The sequence below is a fragment of the Stenotrophomonas africana genome (assembly GCF_013004645.1).
Classification (GTDB): Bacteria; Pseudomonadota; Gammaproteobacteria; order Xanthomonadales; family Xanthomonadaceae; genus Stenotrophomonas; species Stenotrophomonas africana.
Map to the genome: position 1 here is coordinate 35,604 of NZ_JABEME010000011.1, position 25,016 is coordinate 60,619.

Annotated in this window: 19 protein-coding genes; 15 read left to right on the forward strand and 4 right to left on the reverse strand. The window is 67.2% G+C overall.

All coding sequences use genetic code 11. The features are described from left to right. The first annotated feature begins 117 nt into the window (after positions 1-117). A complete protein-coding gene (rimO, locus tag HLA98_RS17095) occupies positions 118-1,479 on the forward strand; it encodes a 30S ribosomal protein S12 methylthiotransferase RimO (protein ID WP_057501228.1) in 1,362 nt (453 codons plus the stop codon). Beyond that, positions 1,476-2,312, forward strand: coding sequence for a DUF3025 domain-containing protein (locus HLA98_RS17100; protein ID WP_057501229.1), 837 nt, complete (start codon positions 1,476-1,478; stop codon positions 2,310-2,312). Before rimO ends, HLA98_RS17100 begins: the two co-directional genes overlap by 4 nt. A 157-nt stretch (positions 2,313-2,469) precedes the next feature. Here the strand turns inward: HLA98_RS17100 and greB are convergent, their stop codons facing one another. Beyond that, a complete protein-coding gene (gene greB / locus HLA98_RS17105; protein WP_057501230.1) occupies positions 2,470-2,976 on the reverse strand; it encodes a transcription elongation factor GreB in 507 nt (168 codons plus the stop codon). A gap of 127 nt (positions 2,977-3,103) precedes the next feature. After that, on the reverse strand, positions 3,104-4,609 hold the full coding sequence (locus tag HLA98_RS17110; protein ID WP_049447705.1) for a helicase HerA-like domain-containing protein: 1,506 nt from the start codon (positions 4,607-4,609) through the stop codon (positions 3,104-3,106). Positions 4,610-4,731: 122 nt separating this feature from the next. Here HLA98_RS17110 and HLA98_RS17115 point away from each other — a divergent pair, with 122 nt between their 5' ends. After that, positions 4,732-6,342: a transglycosylase SLT domain-containing protein gene (locus HLA98_RS17115; protein WP_057501231.1), complete on the forward strand. Its 1,611-nt coding sequence runs from the start codon at positions 4,732-4,734 to the stop codon at positions 6,340-6,342. 23 nt (positions 6,343-6,365) lie between these two features. Further along, on the forward strand, positions 6,366-6,713 hold the full coding sequence (locus tag HLA98_RS17120; RefSeq protein WP_057501232.1) for a ribonuclease E inhibitor RraB: 348 nt from the start codon (positions 6,366-6,368) through the stop codon (positions 6,711-6,713). 107 nt (positions 6,714-6,820) lie between these two features. Here the strand turns inward: HLA98_RS17120 and asd are convergent, their stop codons facing one another. Together asd and HLA98_RS17130 are read right to left on the reverse strand one after the other, a co-directional pair. Next, positions 6,821-7,663 carry an archaetidylserine decarboxylase gene (asd, locus tag HLA98_RS17125; protein ID WP_049447702.1) on the reverse strand — a complete coding sequence of 281 codons (843 nt, stop codon included), beginning with the start codon at positions 7,661-7,663 and terminating at the stop codon, positions 6,821-6,823. Further along, complete coding sequence (locus HLA98_RS17130; protein WP_057501233.1) at positions 7,660-8,310, reverse strand: SCO family protein; 651 nt, start codon at positions 8,308-8,310, stop codon at positions 7,660-7,662. Before HLA98_RS17130 ends, asd begins: the two co-directional genes overlap by 4 nt. A 122-nt stretch (positions 8,311-8,432) precedes the next feature. On the opposite strand from HLA98_RS17130, the gene prmB reads away from it, so the two are divergent. From prmB to HLA98_RS17185, 11 genes are all read left to right on the forward strand, one after another. After that, a complete protein-coding gene (prmB, locus tag HLA98_RS17135) occupies positions 8,433-9,362 on the forward strand; it encodes a 50S ribosomal protein L3 N(5)-glutamine methyltransferase (RefSeq protein ID WP_057501234.1) in 930 nt (309 codons plus the stop codon). Further along, positions 9,359-10,462 (forward strand): chorismate synthase, encoded by a 1,104-nt coding sequence (gene aroC / locus HLA98_RS17140; protein WP_057501235.1) that lies wholly within the window; start codon positions 9,359-9,361, stop codon positions 10,460-10,462. Before prmB ends, aroC begins: the two co-directional genes overlap by 4 nt. Further along, the gene (locus tag HLA98_RS17145) at positions 10,455-11,492 is read left to right on the forward strand and encodes a 2-hydroxyacid dehydrogenase (protein WP_057501236.1); all 1,038 of its coding nucleotides are present in this window, start codon (positions 10,455-10,457) and stop codon (positions 11,490-11,492) included. The genes aroC and HLA98_RS17145 overlap by 8 nt, the downstream gene beginning before the upstream one ends. Before the next feature lie 92 nt (positions 11,493-11,584). Continuing rightward, positions 11,585-12,613, forward strand: coding sequence for an aspartate-semialdehyde dehydrogenase (locus HLA98_RS17150; RefSeq protein WP_049445577.1), 1,029 nt, complete (start codon positions 11,585-11,587; stop codon positions 12,611-12,613). 130 nt (positions 12,614-12,743) lie between these two features. Further along, positions 12,744-14,807 (forward strand): FimV/HubP family polar landmark protein, encoded by a 2,064-nt coding sequence (locus tag HLA98_RS17155; protein WP_057501237.1) that lies wholly within the window; start codon positions 12,744-12,746, stop codon positions 14,805-14,807. Positions 14,808-14,833: 26 nt separating this feature from the next. Beyond that, positions 14,834-15,196, forward strand: coding sequence for a VOC family protein (locus HLA98_RS17160; RefSeq protein ID WP_049447731.1), 363 nt, complete (start codon positions 14,834-14,836; stop codon positions 15,194-15,196). Positions 15,197-15,228: 32 nt separating this feature from the next. Next, positions 15,229-15,999 (forward strand): tRNA pseudouridine(38-40) synthase TruA, encoded by a 771-nt coding sequence (gene truA / locus HLA98_RS17165; RefSeq protein ID WP_049447697.1) that lies wholly within the window; start codon positions 15,229-15,231, stop codon positions 15,997-15,999. Continuing rightward, positions 15,996-16,652 carry a phosphoribosylanthranilate isomerase gene (locus HLA98_RS17170; protein ID WP_049447696.1) on the forward strand — a complete coding sequence of 219 codons (657 nt, stop codon included), beginning with the start codon at positions 15,996-15,998 and terminating at the stop codon, positions 16,650-16,652. Before truA ends, HLA98_RS17170 begins: the two co-directional genes overlap by 4 nt. Positions 16,653-16,821: 169 nt before the next feature. Further along, the gene (locus HLA98_RS17175) at positions 16,822-17,496 is read left to right on the forward strand and encodes an OB-fold-containig protein (RefSeq protein WP_057501238.1); all 675 of its coding nucleotides are present in this window, start codon (positions 16,822-16,824) and stop codon (positions 17,494-17,496) included. Then, positions 17,496-19,514, forward strand: a complete 2,019-nt coding sequence (locus tag HLA98_RS17180) for a hypothetical protein (protein ID WP_057501239.1) — start codon at positions 17,496-17,498, stop codon at positions 19,512-19,514. Before HLA98_RS17175 ends, HLA98_RS17180 begins: the two co-directional genes overlap by 1 nt. 85 nt (positions 19,515-19,599) lie before the next feature. After that, positions 19,600-24,996, forward strand: a complete 5,397-nt coding sequence (locus tag HLA98_RS17185; protein WP_057501240.1) for a DNA repair ATPase — start codon at positions 19,600-19,602, stop codon at positions 24,994-24,996. The last annotated feature ends 20 nt before the right edge of the window (positions 24,997-25,016 follow it).

Below are 25,016 nucleotides of genomic sequence, written 5' to 3' on the forward strand. Positions count from 1 at the left end.
GCTGGCCATTCAGAGCGAGGCCGCCAAGCCCGGTATACTGGCGCCCTTTCAGGCCCCGGCCCCCAGGAACCCCTGCCACGCCGGCAGGGGCCCAGGCCCCCAGAGTCCCGCGATTCCATGTCCCAGCTGAACCCCAAAGTCGGCTTTGTCAGCCTTGGCTGCCCGAAGGCCCTTGTCGATTCCGAACGCATCCTTACCCAGCTCCGCTCGGAAGGCTACGACATCGTCCCGTCCTACGATTCGGCCGATGTGGTGGTGGTCAACACCTGTGGCTTCATCGATTCGGCGGTGACCGAGTCGCTGGACGCGATCGGCGAGGCGATGAACCAGAACGGCAAGGTCATCGTCACCGGCTGCCTGGGCAAGCGCCCTGAGCAGATCCGCGAGGCGTACCCCAACGTGCTGGCAGTGTCCGGCCCGCAGGACTACCAGAGCGTGATGGAAGCGGTGCATGAAGCATTGCCGCCCAAGCACGATCCGTTCGTGGACCTGGTGCCCGACTACGGTATCAAGCTGACTCCGCGCCATTACGCTTACCTGAAGATTTCCGAAGGCTGCAACCACAAGTGCAGCTTCTGCATCATTCCGTCGATGCGAGGCAAGCTGGTCTCGCGCCCGGTGGATGAGGTGCTGCGCGAAGCCGAACGCCTGGTACGCGGTGGCGTGCGCGAGCTGCTGGTGGTTTCGCAGGACACCTCGGCCTACGGCGTGGACGTGAAGTACGCCGAAAAGATGTGGCGCAACAAGGCCTACCAGACCCGCCTGAAGGCGCTGTGCGAAGGCCTGTCCGAGCTGGATGCGTGGGTGCGCATGCACTACGTCTACCCGTACCCGCACGTGGACGAAGTGGTGCCGCTGATGGCCGAGAACCGCATCCTGCCGTACCTGGACATCCCGTTCCAGCACGCCAGCCCGCGCATCCTGCGCCTGATGAAGCGTCCGGGCGCGGTCGAGAAGACCCTGGAGCGCGTGCAGAACTGGCGCCGCATCGCGCCGGACATCACCGTGCGTTCGACCTTCATCGTCGGCTTCCCGGGCGAGACCGAATCCGAGTTCGAAGAGCTGCTGTCGTTCCTTGACGAAGCGCAGCTGGACCGCGTGGGCGCGTTCGCCTATTCACCGGTTGAAGGTGCCACCGCCAACGATCTGCCCGATGCGGTGCCGGAAGAGGTGAAACAGGAACGTCTGGCCCGCTTCATGGAGAAGCAGGCGCAGATCTCAGCCGCGCGCCTCGAGGCCAAGATCGGCACCGTGCAGCAGTGCCTGGTCGACGCCATCGAAGGCGATATCGCCGTGGCCCGCTCCAAGGCCGATGCCCCGGAGATCGACGGCCTGGTGCACATCCAGAATGCCGACCAGGTGCCACTGCGCGTGGGCGAATTCGTGGATGTGGAAATCACCGAGAGCGACGAGCACGACCTGTACGGGGATGCGCTTGCCGCCGCCGCCCGCCCGGCATTCGATCTCAAGATGCTGTGACCGCAGCGACGACCGCCGCCGGTGACGGCAGCGGCGCCCGCCGCTTCGTGCCGCCGCCGCGTGCGGCGGTCGATCCGCAGGTGTTCGCGCACCCGGTGTTTGCCGGATTGCGCGACGTTCGTGACCTGCTGGCCAGCCCGGAGTGGCCATCCATTGCAGCGCTCGAGACACGCCTGGCGCTGCCCGGCAAGCATCTGGTCGAGCAGGATGCCACGCTGCTGACGGACGGCCTGCACTACGAAGTCCGCATCGCACAGGGGCGCATCGCCACCCGCGCCGACAACTGGCATGACCTGTTCAACGCACTGGTGTGGGCCCGTTACCCGCAGCTCAAGCAGGCGCTCAACGTGCAGCAGTGCAGGCATATCGCATCCATGCCGCCGGGCCAGCGCAATCGCGCGCAGGCGGCGCTGACCCAGTTCGACGAAACCGGCGTGATCGTGCGCGTGCGCCATCACACGCTGCTGGCCGCCTGGGATGCGCACGACTGGCGTGCACTGTTCGAATCGAGATACTGGCTGAGCGGCGACATCGCCATCGCTGCGGTATTCGGCCATGCCCTGATGGAGCAGGCGCTGCTGCCGGGGCGTCTGCTGGTGGGCAAATGTGTGGTAGTGCACGGCGAAGTCGATGGTGCCTGCGTTGATGCAGTCGCCGCGGCCATTGCCGAGGGCAGAGCAGTGACCGATCCCTTGCAGTTGCGTCCGCTGCCGTTGGCCGGAATCCCGGGCTGGCACGACGGACAGGACGCCGCCTTCTATGCCGATGCCGAGTACTTCCGCCCGCTGCGTGCCGGCCGCCAGTACCCGCCGCCGTTGCATGGCGCTATGTAGAGTCGACTGTCAGTCGACTGCTCTTCGTTCCGAGGCTGTGAACGCCTGACAGATGGCTTCGGCGAGTCATCAACCGCGACGAGGGTCGCGGTGCGTTTGCCGTCCGGCTGCGGAGGTTTGTGCCGCGCTTCGCGCGGTAGTCGACTGACAGTCGACTCTACAACGGCTCGTATTCCACCCAGGTCACCGCAAAGGTGAACTGGCCGCCGGGCAGCTCCACCGAAAATTCATCATCCAGCCGCTTCTTCAGCAGCGCACGCGCCAGCGGCGAATCGATGCTGATCCAGCCCAGGCCTGCGTCGGTCTCATCCGGACCGACAATGCGATAGCGGCTGGTGTCGCCGCTGTCCACGTTCTCCAGTTCCACCCATGCGCCGAAGAACACCGCCTGCGGATCGGTCGGCGTGGTGTCGACTACGCGCAGCGATTCCAGCCGCTTGGTCAGATAGCGCACGCGGCGGTCGATCTCGCCCAGCTGCTTCTTGCGATAGGTGTACTCGGCGTTTTCCGAACGGTCGCCTTCTGCGGCGGCTGCGGCCAGTGCCTTCACCACCTCGGGGCGCCGCACACGCCACAGGTCATCCAGTTCGGCCTTCAACCGGGCGTGGCCGGAGGCGGTGATCAGGGCGGTACTCTTTTCTGCAGGGGGACGCCAACGGGACATGCAATACGACTTCTTTTCTGGATGACGAACGGAGGAGCGGGGTCGGAGCCCTTCCTTGCAGAAGGGATCCGACCGCGAGGCCAGATCCCTTTCCAGCGGAAAGGGCTCCGATCCCAGTAGCGGCAGGTCAGCGCTTGCCGCCGAAGATGCCGCCCAGCAGGCCGCGCACGATCTGGTTGCCCAGCTTGGTGCCAACGGTACGCGTGGTCTGCTTGGCCATGGTTTCGATCATGCCCTGGCGGCGCTTGGTGCCGAAAATCGCATCCTTGATCGCCTGGCCGAAACCGCCTTCCTGCGCTTCGTCCTGCTCGCGGCTGCGCGCGGCCGGCGCCTGCGCCTGTTCGACGGTCTTCTGCGCACGCTGGGCCAGCAGTTCGGCGGCCGATTCGCGGTTGATCGCGGTGTCGTAGCGGCTGCCGACCGGGCTGCCGGCACGCACCTGGGCACGCTCGGCCTCGGTGATCGGCCCCATCCGGCAGCGCGGCGGTGCAATCATCGTCTGCTGCACCGGCATCGGCACGCCCTTGTCCTGCAGCGTGGAGACCAGCGCTTCGCCGGTGCCGAGCTGGCTCAGTACCTTGGCCACGTCCAGCTTCGGGTTCGGCACGAAGGTTTCAGCCGCGGTCTTCACTGCCTTCTGGTCGCGCGGGGTGAATGCACGCAGCGCATGCTGCACGCGGTTGCCCAGCTGGCCGAGGATGTTACCCGGCACGTCATCAGGGAACTGCGAGCAGAAGTACACGCCCACGCCCTTGGAGCGGATCAGGCGCACCACCTGCTCGATACGCTGCACCAGCGAGGCCGGTGCGTCGTCGAACAGCAGGTGGGCCTCGTCGAAGATGAAGACCAGCTTCGGCTTGTCCAGGTCGCCCACTTCCGGCAGCTGCTCGAACAACTCCGACAGCAGCCACAGCAGGAAGGTCGAATACAGCTTGGGCTTGAGCACCAGCTGGTCGGCGGCGAGGATGCCGATCACGCCGCGGCCGTCGTGATTGACCCGCATGATGTCGGCCAGTTCCAGGGCCGGCTCACCGAAGAAGTTCTCGCCGCCATCCTGCGCCAGGCGCAGCACCGAACGCTGGATCGCAGCGATGGACTGCGCGCTGACCAGGCCGTATTCGGTGGAGATGTCCTTGCGCTCCTCGGCCACCAGGCCAAGCAGGGCGCGCAGGTCGTCCATGTCCAGCAGCAGCAGGCCACGGTCGTCGGCCAGCTTGAACACGATGTCGAGCACGCCGGACTGGGTGTCGTTCAACTCGAGGATGCGCGCCAGCAGGGTCGGGCCCATCTCGCTGACCGTGGTGCGCACCGGGTGACCCAGCTTGCCGTACAGGTCCCAGAAAAGGGTCGGGCTGGCGGCCGGCGCGTAGTCGGCCACGCCGATCTCGGCGGCGCGCTTGAGCAGGTTCTCGGCGCCGGTGCCGGGCACGGCCAGGCCGGAGACATCGCCCTTCACATCGGCCAGGAATACCGGCACGCCCAGTCGCGAAAAGCCCTCGGCCAGCGTCATCAGGGTCACGGTCTTGCCGGTACCGGTGGCGCCGGCCACCAGGCCGTGGCGGTTGCCGAGTTTCGGCAGCAGGGTGACGGCAATATCGTCGGTAATGCCTTTGCCGAGCAGAATCGGATCCATGGTCCAGCCCTTGTGGTGAATAGCCCAATGTTAACCGCCGGCGGTGACGGTCCGAAGGTCGGCTTGCCCGGACCTTGGCGGCGCCGCTACTCTGCCTGCCTGTTTCGCACACAGTGCCATCAATGCCCGTTCCTGTCCTGATTTCCCGCGGTTGGCCGCTGCTGGCCCTGGCCGGCCTGGTTTCCCTGGCACCCGACGCCCATGCACAGCGGGTCTCGGCCCGGGACAAGGTGAAGGTGGATGCGCTGCAGCAGCGCATGACCGCCGCCGAGAAGCGCTACAGCGACGCTCTGCTGCTGGTCGCCAACGCCGACCCCAAGGGCAGCAACGAGGCCGATGCCGCGCTGGAGGACATGGAAGATGTCCTCAACGACTGCGTGAAGCAGAAGGGCTGCCAGATGGGCACCCTGCTGGCCAGCTACAAGCGTCTGCTCAAGCACGACGCCGATGCGGCCGCCAGCGATGACGTCGCCGACGAGGGCGGTGACCGCCTGGAAGCCGACCCCGACCACATCGGCCCGCTCACCGCCGACGTGCCCGAAGCCGCCCGCGCCGCCGCGCTGCTCAACGACAAGCGGCACGCCTTCGACAGCATGGTCGAATACAACCCGGCGGTGCAGGCCGGTATTCGTCGCTGGCTGACCGACATGCGCCCGGCGCTGCTGACCAGCCATGAGAACTACCAGAACCTGCGCGCGGTGATGTGGCCGGAGTGGGAGAAGCGTGGCCTGCCCGAGGCACTGCTGTTCGGCATCATGGCCAAGGAATCCAACGGTCGCGTGCATGCGTCCTCGCGCGCCGGCGCCGCCGGCCTGATGCAGTTCATGCCGGCTACCGGCCGCCGCTTCGGCCTCGGCCCGGACGGCACCGGCTTCGATACCCGTTTCGACGCGCGCAGCGCCGCTGAAGCCAGCGCCAGCTACCTCAACGAGCGCCTGCGCGAACTGAACAACAACGTGGAAATGTCGGTGGCCGCCTACAACGGTGGCGAAGGCCGTGCCGCGCGCGTGTTCAAGCAGAGTGCTGGCCAGAGCTTCTGGACCGACAGCGTCTACAACCAGTTCCCGGGCGAGACCAAGGACTACGTGCCGATGGTGATCGCCGCGGCCTGGATCTTCCTGCACCCGCAGCAGTACGGCGTGGAGTTCCCGAAGATCAGCGCCCAGCCGGCCACGCTGCGCCTTGCCAAGTCCACCACCATCTACGAACTGACCATCTGCCTGGGCAGCCACGGTACGCGCGATGGCTACATGCGCGCGCTGCGCAACCTCAACCCGCGCTATGAAGCCGATGGCTGGATTCCGGCCGGTACGCTGATCAACGCTACCACCCGCATCGCCGGCCTGTACCAGCGCAACTGTGTCAGTGGCCCGCGTGCCGACCTGGCCCGCACCCTGATCACCGCCGATCTGAATGCGGCGATCAAGCGCCCGACCGCGGCCAGCTATACCGGCAGCGTGGCGGTGGGGGGCGTGGTGCCGGTGGCCGACGCAGCCGCATCCACCAACGTGCCGACCGCACCGGTGGCTGCGGTGGCGACGCCGCGCCCGGCACCGGCCGCCCGGCCGAAGCCGGTGCGCAGCCACAAGGTGGGCAAGGGCGAAACCCTGGGTGCCATCGCGGCGAAGTTCCAGTGCGACGTGCCGACCCTGGCCCGCGCCAACGGCCTGAAAGCCCCGTCCTACAGCCTGCGCCACGGCCAGACGCTGAAGCTGCAGGGCTGCGACAAGTAATTCCCCCGACCCCTGGAATCCGCATGGACCTCGAAGACACCCGCAACCTGTTCGCCAACCTCCGCGAAAACACCGACTGGGACATCAACGGCCCGTTGCTGTGGGGGTACTTCTTCGTGCACTCCACTGCTGAGCCGTTGCAGGCACTGGCAGGGCACCTGCAGGCGCAGGGCTATACCTTCGTGGAACTGTTCGAGCAGGAGCCGGAAGAGGGCGATGCGCCGTTCCACGTGCTGCACGTGGAGCGCGTGGAAATCCACGACGAAGCCTCGCTGGACCGTCGCAACCAGGAGTTCGCGGCGCTGGCCGCGGAGAAGGGCGTGGAAGATTACGACGGCATGGATGTCGGCCCGGCCCCGGCCCTGCAGTAACGCGCTTCTGGCTGTAGAGCCGAGCCCATGCTCGGCTTCCTTTGCCCACAGAAATGCATGACCGGTTGCAGCCAGCAGCCGAGCATGGGCTCGGCTCTACATGTACCTCAGCGCAGCTTCGCCAGCGCCTGGCCCAGCTGCACCGGGCTTTCAGCGCCCAGCTGCGGTGCGAACTCGGCCACGCCCGGCGGCAGCAGCACGATCACGGTCGAACCATAGTTGAAGCGCGCCATCTCGGCGAAGCGCTCCAGCTTGATGCCCTGGCCGCGGTAATCCTTGCGGGTGATGCGGTCGCCATAGTGCGGAATTTCTTCGCCGCTCCATACGGTTTCCACACCGGACACCAGCAGCGCACCGACCATCACGCTGACCATCGGCCCGAAGCTGGTGTCGAAGTGGCAGACCAGGCGCTCGTTGCGGGCGAACAGGCGCGGCACCCCGTTGACGGCCGCAGGACCAACGCTGAACAGGCGGCCCGGCACGTGCACGGTTTCACGCAGGGTGCCGGTCCACGGCATGTGCACGCGGTGGTAGTCGCGCGGGGACAGGTACACGGTGGCGTACAGGCCGTCGTTGTACGGCTTGGCGTCTTCGTCGCTGCCCAGCAGCTCGGCGGCGGTGAACGACTGCCCCTTGGCCTGGAAGATGCGGCCGGCCTCGATCTTCCCCAGCTGGCTGATGCGGCCGTCGGCCGGCATCACCAGGCTGCGCGGATCGGCATCGGCCACGCGCGCGCCCGGCTTCAGCGCACGGGTGAAGAACTGGTTGAAGGTCGCATAGCTGCGCGGGTCCGGGTTGGCCGCTTCGTCCAGGTTGACGTTGAACTTGCGGGTGACCGTGTCGATCAGCCAGCGCGACACGCGCGGATCGTCCGAGTACGCCAGCGAGCGCGCCATCGAGGACAGCAGGCGATGGGGCAGGGCGTACGTCAGGGCGGTGGTGAGGCTCATGGGGCGGTTTTCTCGGTCAGCTTCTGCAGGTCGCGGGCAATGGCCGGCGCGTTGAACGGGGAGCGTACCAGGCCGGCAAGACGGCCCTGCGGGTCGAGCACGGCCAGGCTGGCCGAGTGCTCGACGGTGTAATCCTCGGGATTCTCGTCGAAGTGCTTGCCCGGCACCTTCTGGAACACGAAGCCCAGCGAGGTGGCGAAGCGTTCCAGCGAGGGCACATCGGCGGTGGCGGCCAGGGTGTCCTTGTGGAAGCCGTGCACGTACTCGCCCAGCCGCGTGGCGCTGTCCCGTTCGGGGTCGACCGAGATGAACAGTACCCGCGGGCGCAGCGTGTCAGGCAGGGCTTCCCACTGGTTCTGCGCGCCGGCCAGTTCGGCCAGGGTGGTCGGGCAGACGTCGGGGCAGAAGGTGAAGCCCAGGAACACCAGGGTCCAGTGGCCCTTCAGCTCGCCGGGGATCAGGCGGGTGCCGTCGGACTGCGCCAGGTTGAAGTCGGGCAGCGCACGCGGCTGCGGGTACAACGTGATGGCTTCGGTGGCCGGGGCGTTGGCCGGGGGCTTGGGCGCGAATGCCTGCTGGGCGGCCAGCAGGCCGAGCCCCGCCGCCAGGGCGATCAGCAGGATGATGCCGGCGTTGCGATTGAACATGGGGGCTCCCGCGCGAAATGGGCTCCATCATACCGGCTGCGGCCCGATCGTTTCCGCCGCAACGGATGCCGCCACGGGCGCCAGCCCCTATAATCGGGGGCCACTTTGCCCGCAGTACCGCCATGACCGCTGAAACGGCCGCCGAACTCCACACGATCATCGATCTGATCCGCTACGGCACCAGCCGTTTCAACGAAGCCGGACTGACCTTCGGGCACAGCTACGACAACGCGCTGGATGAGGCCACCCAGCTGGTGCTGCACAGCCTGCACCTGCCGCACGATCTCGGCCCGGCCTATGGCCAGGCGCGCCTGCTGCTGGCGGAGAAGCTGCGCGTGCTGGAGCTGTTCCAGCGTCGCATCGATGAACGCATCCCGGCCGCCTACCTGACCGGTGAGGCCTGGTTCGCCGGCCTGAGCTTCAAGAGCGACAAGCGCGCCCTGGTGCCGCGCTCGCCGATCGCCGAACTGATCGAATGCGGCTTCGAGCCGTGGCTGGCCGGCCGCGATGTCAGCCGTGCGCTGGACCTGTGCACCGGTTCGGGCTGCATCGCCATCGCCATGGGCCACTACTACCCGAACTGGGAAGTGGACGGTGTCGACCTGAGTGACGACGCGCTGTCGCTGGCCGAGGAAAACAAGGAGCGCCTGCAGGCGCACAACGTCACGCTGCTCAAGTCGGACCTGTTCAACGGCCTGACCGGCCGCCACTACGATCTGATCGTCACCAACCCGCCGTACGTCACCAACGACGAGACCGATGCCCTGCCGCAGGAATACTCCTACGAGCCCGAGATGGGCCTGCGTGCCGGCGACGACGGCCTGGACCTGGTGCTGAAGATCCTGCGCGACGCCCCGCTGCACCTGAGCGAAGACGGTCTGCTGATCTGCGAAGTGGGCGAATCCGAGCAGCACCTGATCAAGCTGCTGCCGGAAGTCGACTTCGCCTGGATCGAGTTCAAGGTCGGCCAGATGGGCATCTTCGCGGTCGAATGCCGCGAGCTGATCGCCCACAGCGCACGCATCACCGAACTGGCGGCGCAGCGCCCGTGAGCTCCAATTCGTTCGGCAAGCTGTTCACCGTCACCACGTTCGGCGAGTCGCACGGGCCGGCCATCGGCTGCGTGATCGATGGCTGCCCCCCGGGGCTGGCACTGGACGCGGCCGAATTCGCCCACGACCTGCAGCGCCGCGCCACCGGCAAGAGCCGGCACACCTCGGCGCGCCGCGAGGCCGATGAGGTCGAGATCCTGTCCGGCGTGTACGAGGGCCTGACCACCGGCACGCCGATCGCCCTGCTGATCCGCAACACCGACCAGCGCAGCAAGGACTACGCCAACATCGGCCAGCAGTTCCGGCCGGGTCATGCCGACTACAGCTACTGGCACAAGTACGGCATCCGCGACCCGCGTGGTGGCGGCCGTTCCTCGGCGCGCGAAACCACCATGCGCGTGGCCGCCGGCGTGGTCGCCAAGAAGTGGTTGGCCGAGCGCTTCGGCGTCACCGTGCGTGGCTACCTGTCGCAGCTGGGCGACATCACTCCGGCCGGTTTCGACTGGTCGGCGGTGGAAGACAACCCGTTCTTCTGGCCGCACGCCGCACAGGTGCCCGAGCTGGAGGCGTACATGGATGCGCTGCGCAAGTCCGGTGATTCGGTCGGTGCGCGCGTGGACGTGGTGGCCGACAACGTGCCGCCGGGCTGGGGCGAGCCGATCTACGGCAAGCTCGACGGTGACCTGGCCGCCGCGCTGATGAGCATCAATGCGGTGAAGGGCGTGGAGATCGGTGACGGTTTCGCCAGCGCTGCGCAGAAGGGCACCGAACATCGCGACCTGCTGACCCCGCAGGGCTTCGCCAGCAACCATGCGGGTGGCATCCTCGGTGGCATTTCCACCGGCCAGCCCGTGGTCGCGTCAATCGCGTTGAAGCCGACCTCCAGCCTGCGTCTGCCGGGTCCGTCGCTGGACACGGCCGGCAACGTGGTCGAGGTGGTCACCACCGGGCGCCATGATCCCTGCGTCGGCGTCCGTGCCACTCCGATCGCCGAGGCGATGGTGGCGATGGTGCTGATGGACCAGGCACTGCGCCATCGCGCGCAGTGCGGCGATGTCGGCACGATCACCCCGCGCATTCCCGGGCAGATCGATGGCTGACACGCGGCCGACCGTGTGGGTGAGCCAGCCGCTGATCGACGCGGCCATCGCGCCGCTGCGCGATCGCGTGCAGCTGCGCAGCACCGACACCGTCACCGCCTGGTCGCCCGACCAGATCGCCGAACAGCTGGCCAGCGCCGACGGCGCGATCATCACCCTCAACGAGCGCATCGGCGCGGCGCAGGTGGCCGATGCCACGCAGCTGCAGGTGATCGCCAATGTCGGCGTCGGCTACAACAACCTGGATGTCGACGCGCTCAGCGCGGCCGGCATCCTGGCCAGCAACACGCCGGACGTCCTGACCGAAACCACCGCCGATCTCGGCTTCGCGCTGCTGATGGCCACCGCGCGCCGAATCAGTGAATCCGAGCGCTGGCTGCGCGAAGGCCAGTGGCAGCAGTGGTCGTTCCAGACCATGCTCGGTGCCGACATCCACGGCAGCACGCTGGGCATCCTCGGCATGGGCCGCATCGGCCAGGGCATCGCCCGCCGCGGCGCGCATGGTTTCGGCATGAAGGTGCTGTATCACAACCGCTCGCGGCTGCCCGCCGCGACCGAGGCGGAGGTGGGGGCCCGTTACGTAGACCTGGACACGCTGCTGGCGCAGTCCGATCACCTGCTGCTGGTGCTGCCGTATACCGCGGCCTCGCACCACCTGATCGATGCCGCCGCGCTGGCGAAGATGAGGCCGTCGGCGACGCTGGTGAACATCGCCCGTGGTGGCCTGGTTGATGAGATCGCGCTGGCCGATGCGCTGGCCAACGGTCGCCTTGCGGCAGCGGGTCTGGATGTGTACGAAGGCGAGCCGAAGGTGCGCCCGGAACTGCTGGCACTGCGCAACGTCGTGCTCACTCCGCATATCGGCAGCGCCTCCCTGGCCACGCGCACGGCGATGGTACAGCTGGCCGTGGATAATCTGGTTGCCGGGCTCGGCCTGGATGGCGGCCCGTCGTGCATGCCGAGCGCGATCAACGCTGACGCGGCGATGGCCGCGCGCGTGACGCTGGGCAAAAAAACCGGGAAACGATAGGGAACCTCCGCGCGCCCCGCTTGAGGAGGTTCCCCGAACCCAGCTGTCGTGCGTGTTTTTTCCCCATCCCCGTTTTTGTGAGAGTTTCCCCCATGAGCAATGCACAGCGCAGTTTCCACGTCGCCGTCGTCGGTGCCACCGGTGCGGTCGGCGAGACCATGTTGTCGATCCTGGCCGAGCGTGATTTCCCGGTCGGTACCCTGAGCGTTCTCGCTTCCGAGCGTTCGGCCGGCGGCGAGATCGAGTTCAACGGCCAGAAGGTCACGGTCCAGGACCTGGCCACCTTCGATCCGACCGGTGTCGAGATCGCCCTGTTCTCGGCTGGCGGCAGCGTGTCCAAGGAATACGCACCGAAGTTCGCCGCAGCGGGCGCGGTGGTGATCGACAACTCCTCGGCCTTCCGTTACGACGATGACGTGCCGCTGGTGGTGTCCGAGGTCAACCCGGAGCAGGTCGCCAACCGTCCGCGCGGCATCATCGCCAACCCGAACTGCTCGACCATGCAGATGCTGGTGGCGTTGGCGCCGCTGCACCGCAAGTACGGCATCGAGCGCATCAACGTCTCCACCTACCAGTCGGTGTCCGGCGGCGGCCGTTCGGCTACCGAGGAACTGGGCAAGCAGACCGGCCAGCTGCTGAGCTTCCAGGAAATCGATCCGCAGCGCTTCCCGGTGCAGATCGCCTTCAACCTGATCCCGCACATCGACGACTTCCAGGACAACGGCTTCACCAAGGAAGAGATGAAGCTGATCTGGGAAACCCGCAAGATCCTCGGCGACGACAGCATCCTGGTGAACCCGACCGCGGTGCGTGTGCCGGTGTTCTACGGCCACTCCGAGTCGGTGGCGATCGAGACCCGTGACAAGGTCACCGTGGCCGAAGCGCGCGCGCTGCTGGAGCAGTCGCCGGGCATCGAAGTGGTGGATCGCCACGAGGCCGGTGGTTACCCGACCCCGGTCACCCATGCCTCGGGCACCGACGCGGTGTACGTCGGCCGCATCCGCGAGGACCTGTCGCACCCGCGCGGCCTGAACCTGTGGATCGTGTCGGACAATGTGCGCAAGGGCGCGGCGTTGAATGCCGTGCAGCTGGCCGAGCTGGTCGCCGCCGAACAGCGTTGATGGAGAGGCCGGGCAATGCCCGGCCTTTTCTGTAGAGCCGAGCCCACGCTCGGCTCAGGCCATGCAGCCGAGCATGGGCTCGGCTCTTCATGGGTGCGGACCCCGGTCCGCACGCTTTATAGTGTCGCCCATGAATAAACGGGCCAAGGGCGCAAAGCGCCCGCTCAGCTATCTGTCCGCCGCCCTGCTCGCCTTGGCCAGCAGTTCGGCGCTCGCCCTGGGGTTGGGCGACATCCGTGTCCTGTCCAAGCCGGGCCAGCCCCTGCTGGCCGAAATCCCGGTGGTCTCGGCGGACCCGTCCGAGCTGGAAAACCTGCGCGTGGCGCTGGCCTCACCGGTCACCTTCGAACGTGTCGGCCTGCAGCGGCCCACCGGACTGGTCAGTGAGCTGCAGTTCGAACTGACCCGCGACACGCAGGGCAGGGCGGTGGTGCGCGTCACCTCGCAGGCGCCGGTGGAGACGCCGTCACTGAGCTTCCTGATCGAAGCCGACTGGGGCCAGGGCCGCCTGGTGCGCGAGTACTCGGCGTTGGTCGATGCGCCGCCCAGTGCGTTGGCCGTGGCCGAGCCGGAGATCGTCGCACCGGCCGGCACGCTCTCCAATACCATCATGCGCGAACCTGCACCGGCTTCGGCTTCGGCTTCGGCTTCGGCAACGGCGCCGGCAGCAGCGACGCCCACTACGCCGCCCCCTGCGGTGGCGCCAGCACCGGCACGACCGCGTGCGGCCTCCGCGCCGGTTGCTGCACCGGCGGCCGATGGCAGCATCACCGTGCAGCGCGGGCAGACCCTGTCGCAGATCGCCAGTGCGGTGGCACGTGGCAACCAGGTCAGTCGCGACCGCGCGATGATCGCCCTGCTGCGTGCCAATCCCGAAGCCTTCATCCGTGGCAACGTCAACCTGCTCAAGCAGGGGGCGGTGCTGCGCATGCCGGGCAGCGACGCGCTTGCTGCGGTCGACGCTGCCGAAGCGGCGACGCTCGTGCGCGAGCACGCCGCGCAATGGCGGCAGGCGCGTACCGTGCCGCAACCCGCGGGTGCCGTCGCCCCGGTCGCCAAGGCGGCAGCCACGAACGCTTCTTCCCCGGCTGCGGCCAATGGGGCACGACTTGAAATCGCTCCGGCGCTGGCGTCCGACGCCGTGCACGCGGGCACAACCACCGGCACCGCTGCCGGCAGCGAGGATGACATGCTGGGCAACGAACAACTGCGCCAGGCGCGTGAGGACATCGCCACCCGCGATGCCGAGATCGGCGAGCTGAAGCAGCGCGTGGCCGACCTGGAAAAACTCAAGGAGCAGCAGCAGTCGCTGATCGCGATGAAGGACAACGACCTGGCCGCCGCGCAGCAGCGCCTGGCGCAGGCGCCGGATGCCCGGGATGCGGCAACACCGTGGTACTGGCTGGGGCTGCCGGTGCTGCTGCTTGCGGCCGGAGCGGCCTGGCTGCTGCGTCGTCGCAAGCCGTCGCCGCTGCCGCCGCTGCGTGAGGAAGACGATGCCGCCGGCCTGGCCGCTGCGTTGCCGGCGGGCGCGGCGCTGGATACGCTGGCCGAGCAGTCTTCGTGGTCGTCGGCGGTAGCCGATGGTGGCCGCCAGGAACCGGCGATGCCGGCCTGGGCGAGCGAGCCCGAGGCACCGGCCGAAACAGTGGTCGATCCCGAGGTGGCGGCCGACTGGCAGGCCGGTACGCTGCGCGACGACGAGATGGTCGCATTGCCCGAGGCGGTGACCGATCTTCCGCGCTGGGACGAACTCGTAACCACCAGCAGCGCGGGTGTCGTCGAGCCGGTGCACGACGAGCTGGTCGCATCGGAAACCCCGGTCGAAACAGGCGTGCCGGACTATGCGCTGCATGCCGAACAGCAGCCGCAGTTCCGCGGCGTGTTCGATCTGCCGGCCGACGCGCATGAGAACGAGGCTCCGGCGGATGCCGCACGTCCCGAAGCCATCGACGGCATCGACCATGGCAGCGTCGAGGCCTCTCATTCCGACGACATCGCGTCGAGCGCGGTCGCGCCTGCCGGCGACGCGGGCTGGTCGCCACGTGCCGGCCAGGAGCGCCTGGAGCTGGCCATCGCCTATCTTGACCTGGGCGACGCACAGACTGCGCGTACCCTGCTGCTGGAAGTCGCAGAAGACGGCGATCTGCACAGCCAGGCACAGGCGCGCGAACTGCTGGCCCGCCTGCCGTGATCGAACCTGCTGACAAGGACCGTGCCATGAACCGCGAACGCCGCATCGATTACGTTGAGTTCGCGTCCAACGACCCCGCCGCCAGCCGTGCCTTCTTCGAGAAGGTGTTCGGCTGGTCGTTCGTCGACTATGGCAGCGACTACACCGCCTTCGACGATGGCCGCCTGCAGGGCGGCTTCTTCCGTGGCCAGCCGCAGCGGGCCAGCGACAGCGGTGCACCGCTGCTGGTGCTGTATGCCGACGAGCTGGCACCGGTCGAGGCGGCGGTGCGTGACGCCGGCGGCGAGATCGTGCGCGCGGTGTTCTCCTTCCCCGGCGGCAGCCGCTTCCAGTTCGTCGAGCCCGGTGGCAACGAACTGGCGGTCTGGTCCGAACGCGACCCGGCCTGAGCGCCGCTCCATCCGCAACATCGAGGTAGCACATGCGTTATGCGCTTGGCGTCGAGTACGACGGCAGCGATTTCAGGGGCTGGCAGAACCTGGGCGAGGGTGGTCCCAGCGTGCAGGCCAGCCTCGAGCAGGCCCTGTCGTCGGTGGCCGATGTGCCGCTGCAGGTGGTCTGCGCCGGTCGCACCGATGCCGGTGTGCATGGCCAATGCCAGGTTGTCCATTTCGACACCGACGTGGTGCGCGATCCGCGTGCCTGGATGCTGGGCACCACCACCCGCCTGCCGCGCTCGATCGCGGTGCGCTGGTGCGTGCCGGTGGCCGATGATTTCCATGCCCGCTTCTCGGCGCGTGCGCGCCGTTACCGCTACCGTCTGCTCAACCGCGAAGTGCGGCCGGCGCTGGAGCGGCAGACCCTCAGCTGGGAGCGCCGGGCGCTGGACGAGACCCTGATGCATGCCGCCGGCCAGGCCCTGCTCGGCGAGAACGACTTCAGTGCCTTCCGTTCGGTACAGTGCCAGGCGCTGCACGCCCGGCGTGAACTGCAGTCACTGCAGGTCAGCCGCCAGGGCGAGGTGATCGAGGTTGCTGTGCAGGGCAATGCATTCCTTCATCACATGGTCCGCAATATCGTCGGATCGTTGATCCTGGTGGGCAGCGGCGAAAAGCCGGTGGAATGGATCGCCGAACTGCTGGCCGGGCGTGATCGCACCGTAGCTGGTCCCACCGCACCGCCGCAGGGCCTGGTGTTCCTTGGGCCCCTGTACCCCGACAACTGGCATCTGCCCGCCGAGGTCACGCTATGAGCCGCTCCTACTACCGTACACGCATCAAGTTCTGTGGCATGACCCGTGCCGGCGATGTCCGCTTGGCCGGTGAACTGGGCGTGGACGCGGTGGGTTTCATCTTTGCCCGCGAGAGCAGCCGCCGGGTTGCGCCGGCCGAGGCCCGCGCGATGCGCCAGGCGATCGCGCCGATGGTCGACGTGGTGGCGCTGTTCCGCAACAACAGCAAGGAAGAGGTGCGCGAGGTGCTGCGCACGGTGCGTCCGACCCTGTTGCAGTTCCATGGCGAGGAAGACGAGAGCTTCTGCCGCAGCTTCAACATGCCCTACCTGAAGGCGATTGCCATGGGCGGGCGTGAGGAGGTCAACGCCCGCACCCTGCAGCTGCGCTATCCCAGCGCCGCCGGCTTCCTGTTCGACAGCCACGCACCTGGGGGTGGTGGCGGTACCGGCGTAGCGTTCGACTGGGGCCGCATTCCGACCGGGTTGCACCGGCCGTTCCTGCTGGCCGGTGGCCTGAACCCGGAAAACGTCTATGACGCCGTCCTGGCCACGCTGCCGTGGGGCGTGGACGTCTCCAGCGGCATCGAGCTGGAGCCGGGCATCAAGGACGGGTACAAGATGCGCACGTTCGTCGAGGAAGTGCGCCGGGCGGACTGCGCGGTTCTCGAGTGATTCGCGTGGCTATTTGTCCTGATCAGCGCCCGGATTTGAGCCTGCACGCATTCTTCACATAGGATGGAGCCAAGCGCGCCTGCCATGAGGGCCGGCGCGGGGATCGACGGGGCGCGCTCTGCGCGTCCCGAACGGGCGAGCACCGCCCACAGCCCAGGAAGGCAAAGCGATGCAGGAATTCCTCACCGTCGTGTTCGGTTTCCCGACCCTGCCGTACAGCATCGTGCTGGCGGTGGCGGTGCTGTATTGGGCGCTGGCGGCGTTCGGCCTGGTCGATGACGGGTTCGGCGATGCCGGCGCCGATGGTGCGCTGCATGGCGATCACCACGACCTGCAGGGCCTGTCCGCGCTGCTGGCGCGCTGGGGCCTGGGCGGGGTGCCGCTCATGCTGGTGGTGACGCTGCTGGGCTTCTTCGCCTGGATCGTCACCTATTTCATCCATCTGTTCGTGCTGCTGCCGCTGCCGGACCTGCTGCGCTGGTCGATCGGCGCGGTCGTGGCCGTGCTTGCGCCGTTGCCAGCTGTACCGGTCACCGCGCTGCTGCTGCGGCCCATCCGCCGGTTCCTGCTGCGCCTGCGGCCGGTGGCGCAGGCCTCGCTGCTCGGGCGGACCGGCGTGGTCGCCTCGCCCAGGGTGGATGCGCGCAGCGGTCACGCCACGTTCGACGACGGTGGTGCCGGGCTGGTGCTGCAGGTGCGCAGCGACATCGAACTGCAGCGTGGCGAGCGCATCGTGCTGGTCGAGCACATGGCCGAACAACACTGTTACCGGGTGGTCCGCGCTGATGCGGTCGCCTTCGATTTCCAGGACAACCTGCTTCCGGGCAACAAGGAGAATCACTGATGACATTGGCAACCATGGCCCCCTTCCTGATCGGCGTGGTGGTCCTGCTGGTCGGTCTGCTCGGCCTGGCCGGCCTGTTCAAGGCCTTCTACCGCAAGGTCGACCAGGGGGTGGCCCTGATCGTCAACGACATGAGCTCCACGCCCAAGGTGCATTTCACAGGCGCACTGATCATCCCGGTGCTGTACCGCGCCGAACTGATGCGGATCAGCCTGATCACCCTGCAGATCGACCGCCGCGGCAAGGAAGGCCTGATCTGCCGCGACAACATGCGTGCCGACATCGCCGTGGCCTTCTACCTGCGGGTGAACGAAACCCAGGCCGATGTGCTGCGCGTGGCCAAGGCCATCGGTGCCGACCGTGCGTCGGACAAGCATGCCGTCGATGAGCTGTTCAACGCCAAGTTCTCCGAAGCGCTCAAGACCGTCGGCAAGAAGTTCGACTTCACCGAACTGTTCGAGAAGCGACAGGAGTTCCGCGACGAGATCATCGCGGTGATCGGCAACGATCTCAACGGCTATGTGCTGGAAGACGTGGCGATCGATTACCTGGAACAGACTCCGAAGTCGTTGCTGGACCAGTTCAACATCCTCGACGCGCAGGGTATCCGCAAGATCACCGAGCTGACCGCCGCGCAGAACGTGGTGACCAACGAGCTGGAGCAGAACGAAAAGCTCGCCATCACCAAGAAGAACGTGGAAGCGCGTGAAGCGCTGCTGGCACTGGAACGCCAGCAGGCCGAAGCAGAGGCGCGGCAGAAGCGCGAGATCGAAACCATCCGCGCGCGCGAGGAAGCCGAGACCGCCAAGGTGCAGGAAGAGCAGCGCCAGCTGTCCGAGAATGCCCGTATCGAAGCGCAGCAGCTGATCGAGATCCGCGACCAGAACCGCCTGCGCGAAGTGGAAGTGGCCGAACAGAACCGCCAGCGCGCCGTGGCCATCGAGGCCGAGCGCGTGGAACGTGCGCGCCAGCTGGAGCAGGTCACCACCGACCGCGAAGTGCAGCTGCAGGGCGTGGAGCGCGACAAGGTGGTCGAGCAGGGCAAGATGGACGTGGCCAACATCACCCGCGAACGCATCTCCATCGACAAGACCGTGGCCCAGGAAGAAGAGCGCATCAAGGAAGTGCGTGAAGTTTCCGAAGCCGATCGCCAGAAGCAGGTGCTGATCCTGGAAGCCGAAGCCAAGGCGCAGGAGTCGCTGGTGCGCGAAGTGAAGGAAGCGCAGGCACGCGAGACCGCCTCCAAGCATCGCGCGGTTGAACTGACCACGCTGGCCCAGGCCGAGCATGAAGCGGCTGGCAAGCAGGCTGAAGCCAAGCGCCTGCTGGCCGACGCCTACCGTGCCGAACAGGCGGCCCCAGGCCTGGCCGAGGCGCAGGTGCGTGAAGCCTCCGCGCTGGCCATCGAGAAGGTCGGCATCGCCGAAGCGCGCGTGATCGAAGCCAAGGCCGAAGCCAGCCTGAAGCAGGGCAGCAACGAAGCCCGCGTGCTGGCCGAGACGCTGCAGGCACAGGCACAGGGCGAGGAGAAGATGGGCCTGGCCCGTGCTACCGCCACCGAATCGCTGGGCAACGCCGAAGCCGGTGTGGTGCAGAAGAAGCTGCTGGCCGAGGCCGAAGGCCTGGTCCGCAAGTTCGAGGCCATCGCTTCGTTGAGCGACCAGGCACGCGGCCACGAAGAGTTCCGCATGATGCTGGACAACAGCCTGAAGCAGGCCTTGGCCTCCATCGAAGCCGGCAAGGAAGTCTCGCGCGAGAACGCCAATGTCATCGCCAGCGCGTTGCGCAATGCCGACATCGATCTGGTCGGCGGCGACGGCGGCATGTTCGAGAACCTGGTCAAGGCCGTCTCGCTGGGCAAGTCGATCGAAGGCTTCGCCGGCAAGAGCCCGATCGTGCAGGAGCTGATGCAGCGCTACCTGGGCGTGGCCGTGGCCGAACCGGCCCCGCGCCAGATCGCCGAGGATGCCGAAGCGGTGCCGACCGTGTCGGCCACCGTGGTCGACAGCGCCCGTTGATGCATCGGGCGATGGCCGCTGCGGCCATCGCCCGCCCGCGCTGGCCGCAACCGCGGCCGTCCGCCCGTGAGCCGGAAGCCTGCTGATGTCTGAAACCCATCCGTCCGCCGAATCCACCGCGCCGGAGGCCGGCGACAACACCGTTGACCAGGCCGTCGCCCAGGGCGGTGCCTATGAAGTCCTGCGCCGCCGCCTGATCGAGCAGGGCCAACGCCTGCAGTCCCTGGCCGAAACGCTCAATCGCCAGCGCCTGGCCGAATTCGGCGACAGCCGGTTGGAAGTGGCCGGGCGCTTCCGCATCCGCAGCGAGAACAACTGCGTTGGCCGCGACATCGTTCAGGTGGGCCCGGATCGCCTGCTGTTCGGCTACAACGTGTTCATCGGGCTGAAGACCCAGACCCGCATCGAGGATGTATTTGGCCTGTACCGGCTGGTACAGGGCAGCGACGGCTACGATGTCGCCGCGCTGGAGCTGAAGGGCAGCTTCCTCGACCAGCCCGGCTTCGTGCACGACTTCAACGAGCTGTACGCCTACTACAAGCACGCACGCCTGCTGCAGTTGATCGTGGTGGGCGACAAGCTGCTGGCCTCGTTCCAGATCGGTGAACGCAGCAGCGATGTGCGCGTGTTCCGCTGGGCACTGTCGCGCGATGGCGAACTGACCTATCTGGATGCGCGCGGTGAACGCGATATCGCGCTGCCGCCGCCGTTCGACTTCGAATGGACCAGGGCCACGCGCGACCTGGCGGTCAGTGGCCGCCATTCACACCTGAACATCCTCGACACCCTGTTCGTGGAGACCACCGGCGGTGATCTCACCATCAAGGTCGAGAACAACACCGAGACCGGGCAGGGCATCTACAGCGAACCGGTCGAGGACAGCACGCAGTCGCTGGACGACGCCCAGTTCGAATTCGCCCGGGTGGGTTCGCTGGTGCTGCTGAAGGTGCTGCCGTACCGCGAGACGGAGTGGCGCGGCCTGATCTACAACACGCTGACCGGCGGCATTGTGCGCAACGATGCGATCGTGCAGGCCTGCGTGCAGCTGCCCGAAGACCACGGTGTGATCTTCCCCGGCGGCTATTACCTGCAGGGTGGCGAGCACAAGGCGTTCGACGCCTCGATGGCCGGCATGCAGTTCAAGCGCAGCATCCGCTCACCCAATGGCGAGGATGTGCTGTACATCTTCTATGAGCGCGAAGGTGGGCGATCAGCGCTGTTCGTCTACAACACCATCCAGCGCGTACTGCAGACCCCGGTGTTCGGCCACGGCTACGCCTTCCTGCAGGATGGGCGCATGGTGCTGTTCCACGCTGAAGGCAACGAACCAACCCGCATCCATCCGATGCAGGTCTGGCAGACGCCCTTCAGCAGCGATGAGTTCGCCGCCAGCCGACCGCCCGGCAACACCTTCATGGGCCGCATCGGCAATGCCGAACTGGTGCGCGGCATCTCCAACCTGTTCAACCTGGCACGCGAGATCGACGGCCAGGACGTGTCGGTGCAGCGCTACCAGCGCCTGGTGGCCGATACACGGCGCTTGTTTGATGCCCACCACTGGCTGGGTGATGCGGCCTGTGATGGCGCCGAGGCGCTGCTGCGGCAGATCAGCGCCACCGGCGAATCAGTGCTGGACGAGTACGAGAAAGTGCAGTCGATCCGGCAGCAGTCGGCACAGGCGATGGTCGAGGCCGAGACCGCGCACAAGGCGTTGCTGGGACGGCTGCAGCCGCAGAACTGGAACGAGGTGCAGGCGTTCGTCGAGGCCCTCAACGCAATCACCGCATTGCGTGGACGCCTGTTGACCATCCGTGAGCTGCGCTACATCGACACCGCGCGCATCGAAGTAATGGCGGCCGAGCTGGTGGAAGCGCAGGACCGCGTCGGCGCCGCCACTGGCGAGTTTCTTGCGGACGAAGCCGCGTTGGCGCCGCTGACCACGCGCCTGCAGGTGCTGGATGAAGCGGCGCAGCAGGCACAGAGCGCCCGCCAGCTGGACGAGCAGCTGGAAGGGTTGCGTGGCATGGCCGCCGACCTGGACATGCTGTCCGAGCTGATGGCCGGCCTGAAGGTGGACGATGCGACCGCCCGCACCCGCGTGGTCGAGTCGATCTCGGTGCTGTACGGACGTCTCAACCAGGCGCGCGCGCGCGCCGATCAGCGCCGCAGGTCGCTCGGTTCGGCCGAGGCCGTGGCCCAGTTCGCCGCACAGTTCGCGCTGTTCTCACAGTCGATCACCAGCGCGCTGGCGCTGGCGACCGACCCTGAACGCGCCGACGAGCAGTTGTCGCGCCTGCTGGTCCAGCTGGAGGAGCTGGAGAGCCAGTTCGGCGAGCACGAGCAGTTCCTCGGCGACATCCTGAGCAAGCGCGAGGAGCTGGTCGAAGCCTTCGAGACCCACAAGCAGGCGTTGCTGGATGACCGCCAGCGCAAGGCGCGCTCGGTGCTGGATGCGGCCAACCGCATCCTCGACGGCCTGGCCAAGCGCACCGAGCGCTTCGCAACCGCCGATGAGCTCAATGCGTTCTTTGCCGGCGATCCGTTGATCCTCAAGCTGCGCGAACTGGCCGAACGCCTGCGCGCGTTGCATGACAACGTCAAGGCCGACGATATCGAGGCGCGGCTGAAAGGCGTGCGTGACCAGGCGGTGCGCCAGCTGCGCGACCGCAGTGACCTGTACGAAGCCGGCGGCAACGTCGTGCGGCTGGGGCCGCGCCATCGCTTCAGCGTCAATACCCAGGCACTGGATCTGACCCTGTTGCCGCGTGGCGATACGCTGGCCATCCATCTGACCGGCACCGACTTCCTGGAGACCCTGCACGATCCGGAGCTGGATGCGCTGAAGCCGTTCTGGCCGGTCACGCTGGACTCTGAATCCCCCACGCTGTATCGCGGCGAGTACCTGGCCGGCAGCCTGCTGATGGCTGCGCAGGAGGGGCGCGACGGCCTCGATCTGGCCATGCTGCAGCAGGACGTCGCCAATCCCGAAGCGCTGGATCAGCGTGTGCGTGCGTTCGCCGCACCGCGTTATCGCGAAGGCTACGAGCGCGGCATCCATGACCATGATGCCGCGCTGATCCTGCGCGCGTTGCTGCCCCTGCAGCAGGCCGCTGGCAGCCTGCGCCATGCACCACGGGTGCGCGCGCTGGCGCTGCTGTTCTGGGCGGCCGAGCAGCGGCGCGAGGCAGTGGCGCAGTGGCCGGCGCGGCAGGCCGGTGCCGAGGCGCTGGCACGATTGTTCGGGTCCGATGAGGGACGCCAGGCCCTGCGTACGGAGATGGCCGAGGCACTGTTGGCCTACGCGCAGTCCCATGCCTTGCCGTTCGACGCCGATGCCGCTGAGGCCGCAGCCGCCTACCTGGGCGAAGAGCTGGCGGCGGGCGATCCGGTGTTCAGCAGCAGCCGCCATGCGGTGGCACTGCTGGAGGCATTGGCGCAGCAGCTGGAGCAGGCAGGGCAGCGCGACACCGTCGAACGCGCCGTGCAGCGCAGCCAGGATCCGCTGGCAACGCGCTGGGCACTGGCCGGGCAATGGCTGCGTGCACTTGCGGGTACGCCCGCGTACGCCATGCATGCCGGTTATGTTGATGAAGCGGCAGCGCTGCTGCTGGTGCAACGCCAGCTGCGCACCCGTGCCAGCGATGCAGCGTTGCGGGTAGAGGTCAACGGCCTGCTCGGTGAGCACGCGCGCATCGGCAATGGCACGCTGGTGGTGTCGCTGGATGACTTCCTGGCACGCCTGCAGCAGCACCTGCGTCACTTCGTGCCGGCGTTCCATGCCTATCAGGCATTGCGCCAGGGCATCATCGGCCGCGAGCGCGAGACCCTGCGTCTGTCCGAGTTCAAGGCGCGGCCGCTGTCCTCGTTCGTACGCAACAAGCTGATCAACGATGTCTACCTGGGCGCGATCGGTGACAACCTGGCCAAGCAGATGGGCACGGTGGGCGAGAACAAGCGCAGCGACCTGATGGGCCTGCTGATGATGATTTCGCCACCAGGCTACGGCAAGACCACGCTGATGGAGTATGTGGCGCACCGGCTCGGTCTGGTTTTCATGAAGATCAACGGGCCGGCGCTGGGCCACGAAGTGCGCTCGCTGGATCCGGCACAGGCGCCGGACGCGACCTCGCGGCAGGAGCTGGAAAAGCTCAATCTGGCGCTGGAAATGGGCAACAACACCATGCTGTATGTCGACGACATCCAGCACACCCATCCCGAGTTCCTGCAGAAATTCATTTCGCTGTGCGATGGCACCCGCCGCATCGAAGGCGTGTGGCGCGGCCGCACCCGCACCTACGACATGCGCGGCAAGAAGTTCTGCGTGGTGATGGCCGGCAACCCGTATACCGAGTCCGGCGAGGTGTTCAAGATTCCGGACATGCTGGCCAACCGTGCCGACATCTACAACCTGGGCGACGTGCTCGGTGGCATGGAGGCTGCTTTCACGCTCAGCTACATCGAGAACAGCCTGACTTCCAACCCGGTGCTGGCGCCGCTGGCCACGCGTGACATGGCCGATCTGTACGTGTTGGTCGAGCGTGCGATGGGCAAGGAGGTCTCGACCAATGGCCTCAGCCATGCCTACAGCAGTGCCGAGATCAACGAGATCACCGCCACCCTGCAGCGCATGCTGCGCGTGCGCGACGTGGTCTACCGGGTCAACCAGCAGTACATCGCCAGCGCCGCGCAGGATGACCGCTACCGCACCGAACCGCCGTTCCGGCTGCAGGGCAGCTACCGCAACATGAACAAGCTGGCCGAGAAGATCTCACCGGTGATGAACGAGGACGAGCTGCAGCAGCTGATCTCCGACCACTACCTGGGCGAGGCACAGCTGCTGACCACCGGCGCCGAAGAGAACCTGTTGAAGCTGGCCGAACTGCGCGGCGTACTGGATGACACGCAGGCGCAGCGCTGGGCACAGATCAAGCGCGACTTCCTGCGCAACAAGGCCATGGGTGCCGACGACAGCGATGTCGGCGGGCGCGTGGTTGCACAGTTGGCAGACATCGCCAGCGCGTTGCAGTTGCCATCGCCGACGCCGGAGGCGGCGCCCGTTGCCGTCGCCGACCCTGCGCCATGGCCGGCGTTGCTTGAAGCCCTGCAGCGGCTCTCCGAAACACGCCCTGCGCCCGCCGCATCGGTGCCGGTCGCGGTGGCACCCAGTGTGCCGGCCACGGTCCTGGCCGAAGATCTGCAGGCCGGCCTGGCACCTCTGGTCGAACTGCTGGCGGCATCACAGGCGCAGCAGGCACAGGTATCGCAGACCCTGGCTGCGTTCGCCGGTTGGGCACGGCAGCAGGTCGAGCGCGGCGGGCCCAGTGCCGTGGTGGCGCAGCGTGCACGTGTACGCCGTGCCGCGACGCCGGAGGAGCGGGCTCTGGATGAGGCCCTGATGCGCCACTTCTACGGCGAGTCATTGCCGCCGGAAGACGCTGATGGCCCCCCGGCATCCACGCCGAAGCCGCCGCCGCTGCCGTGACCACGCAGGCGCCACTGCCG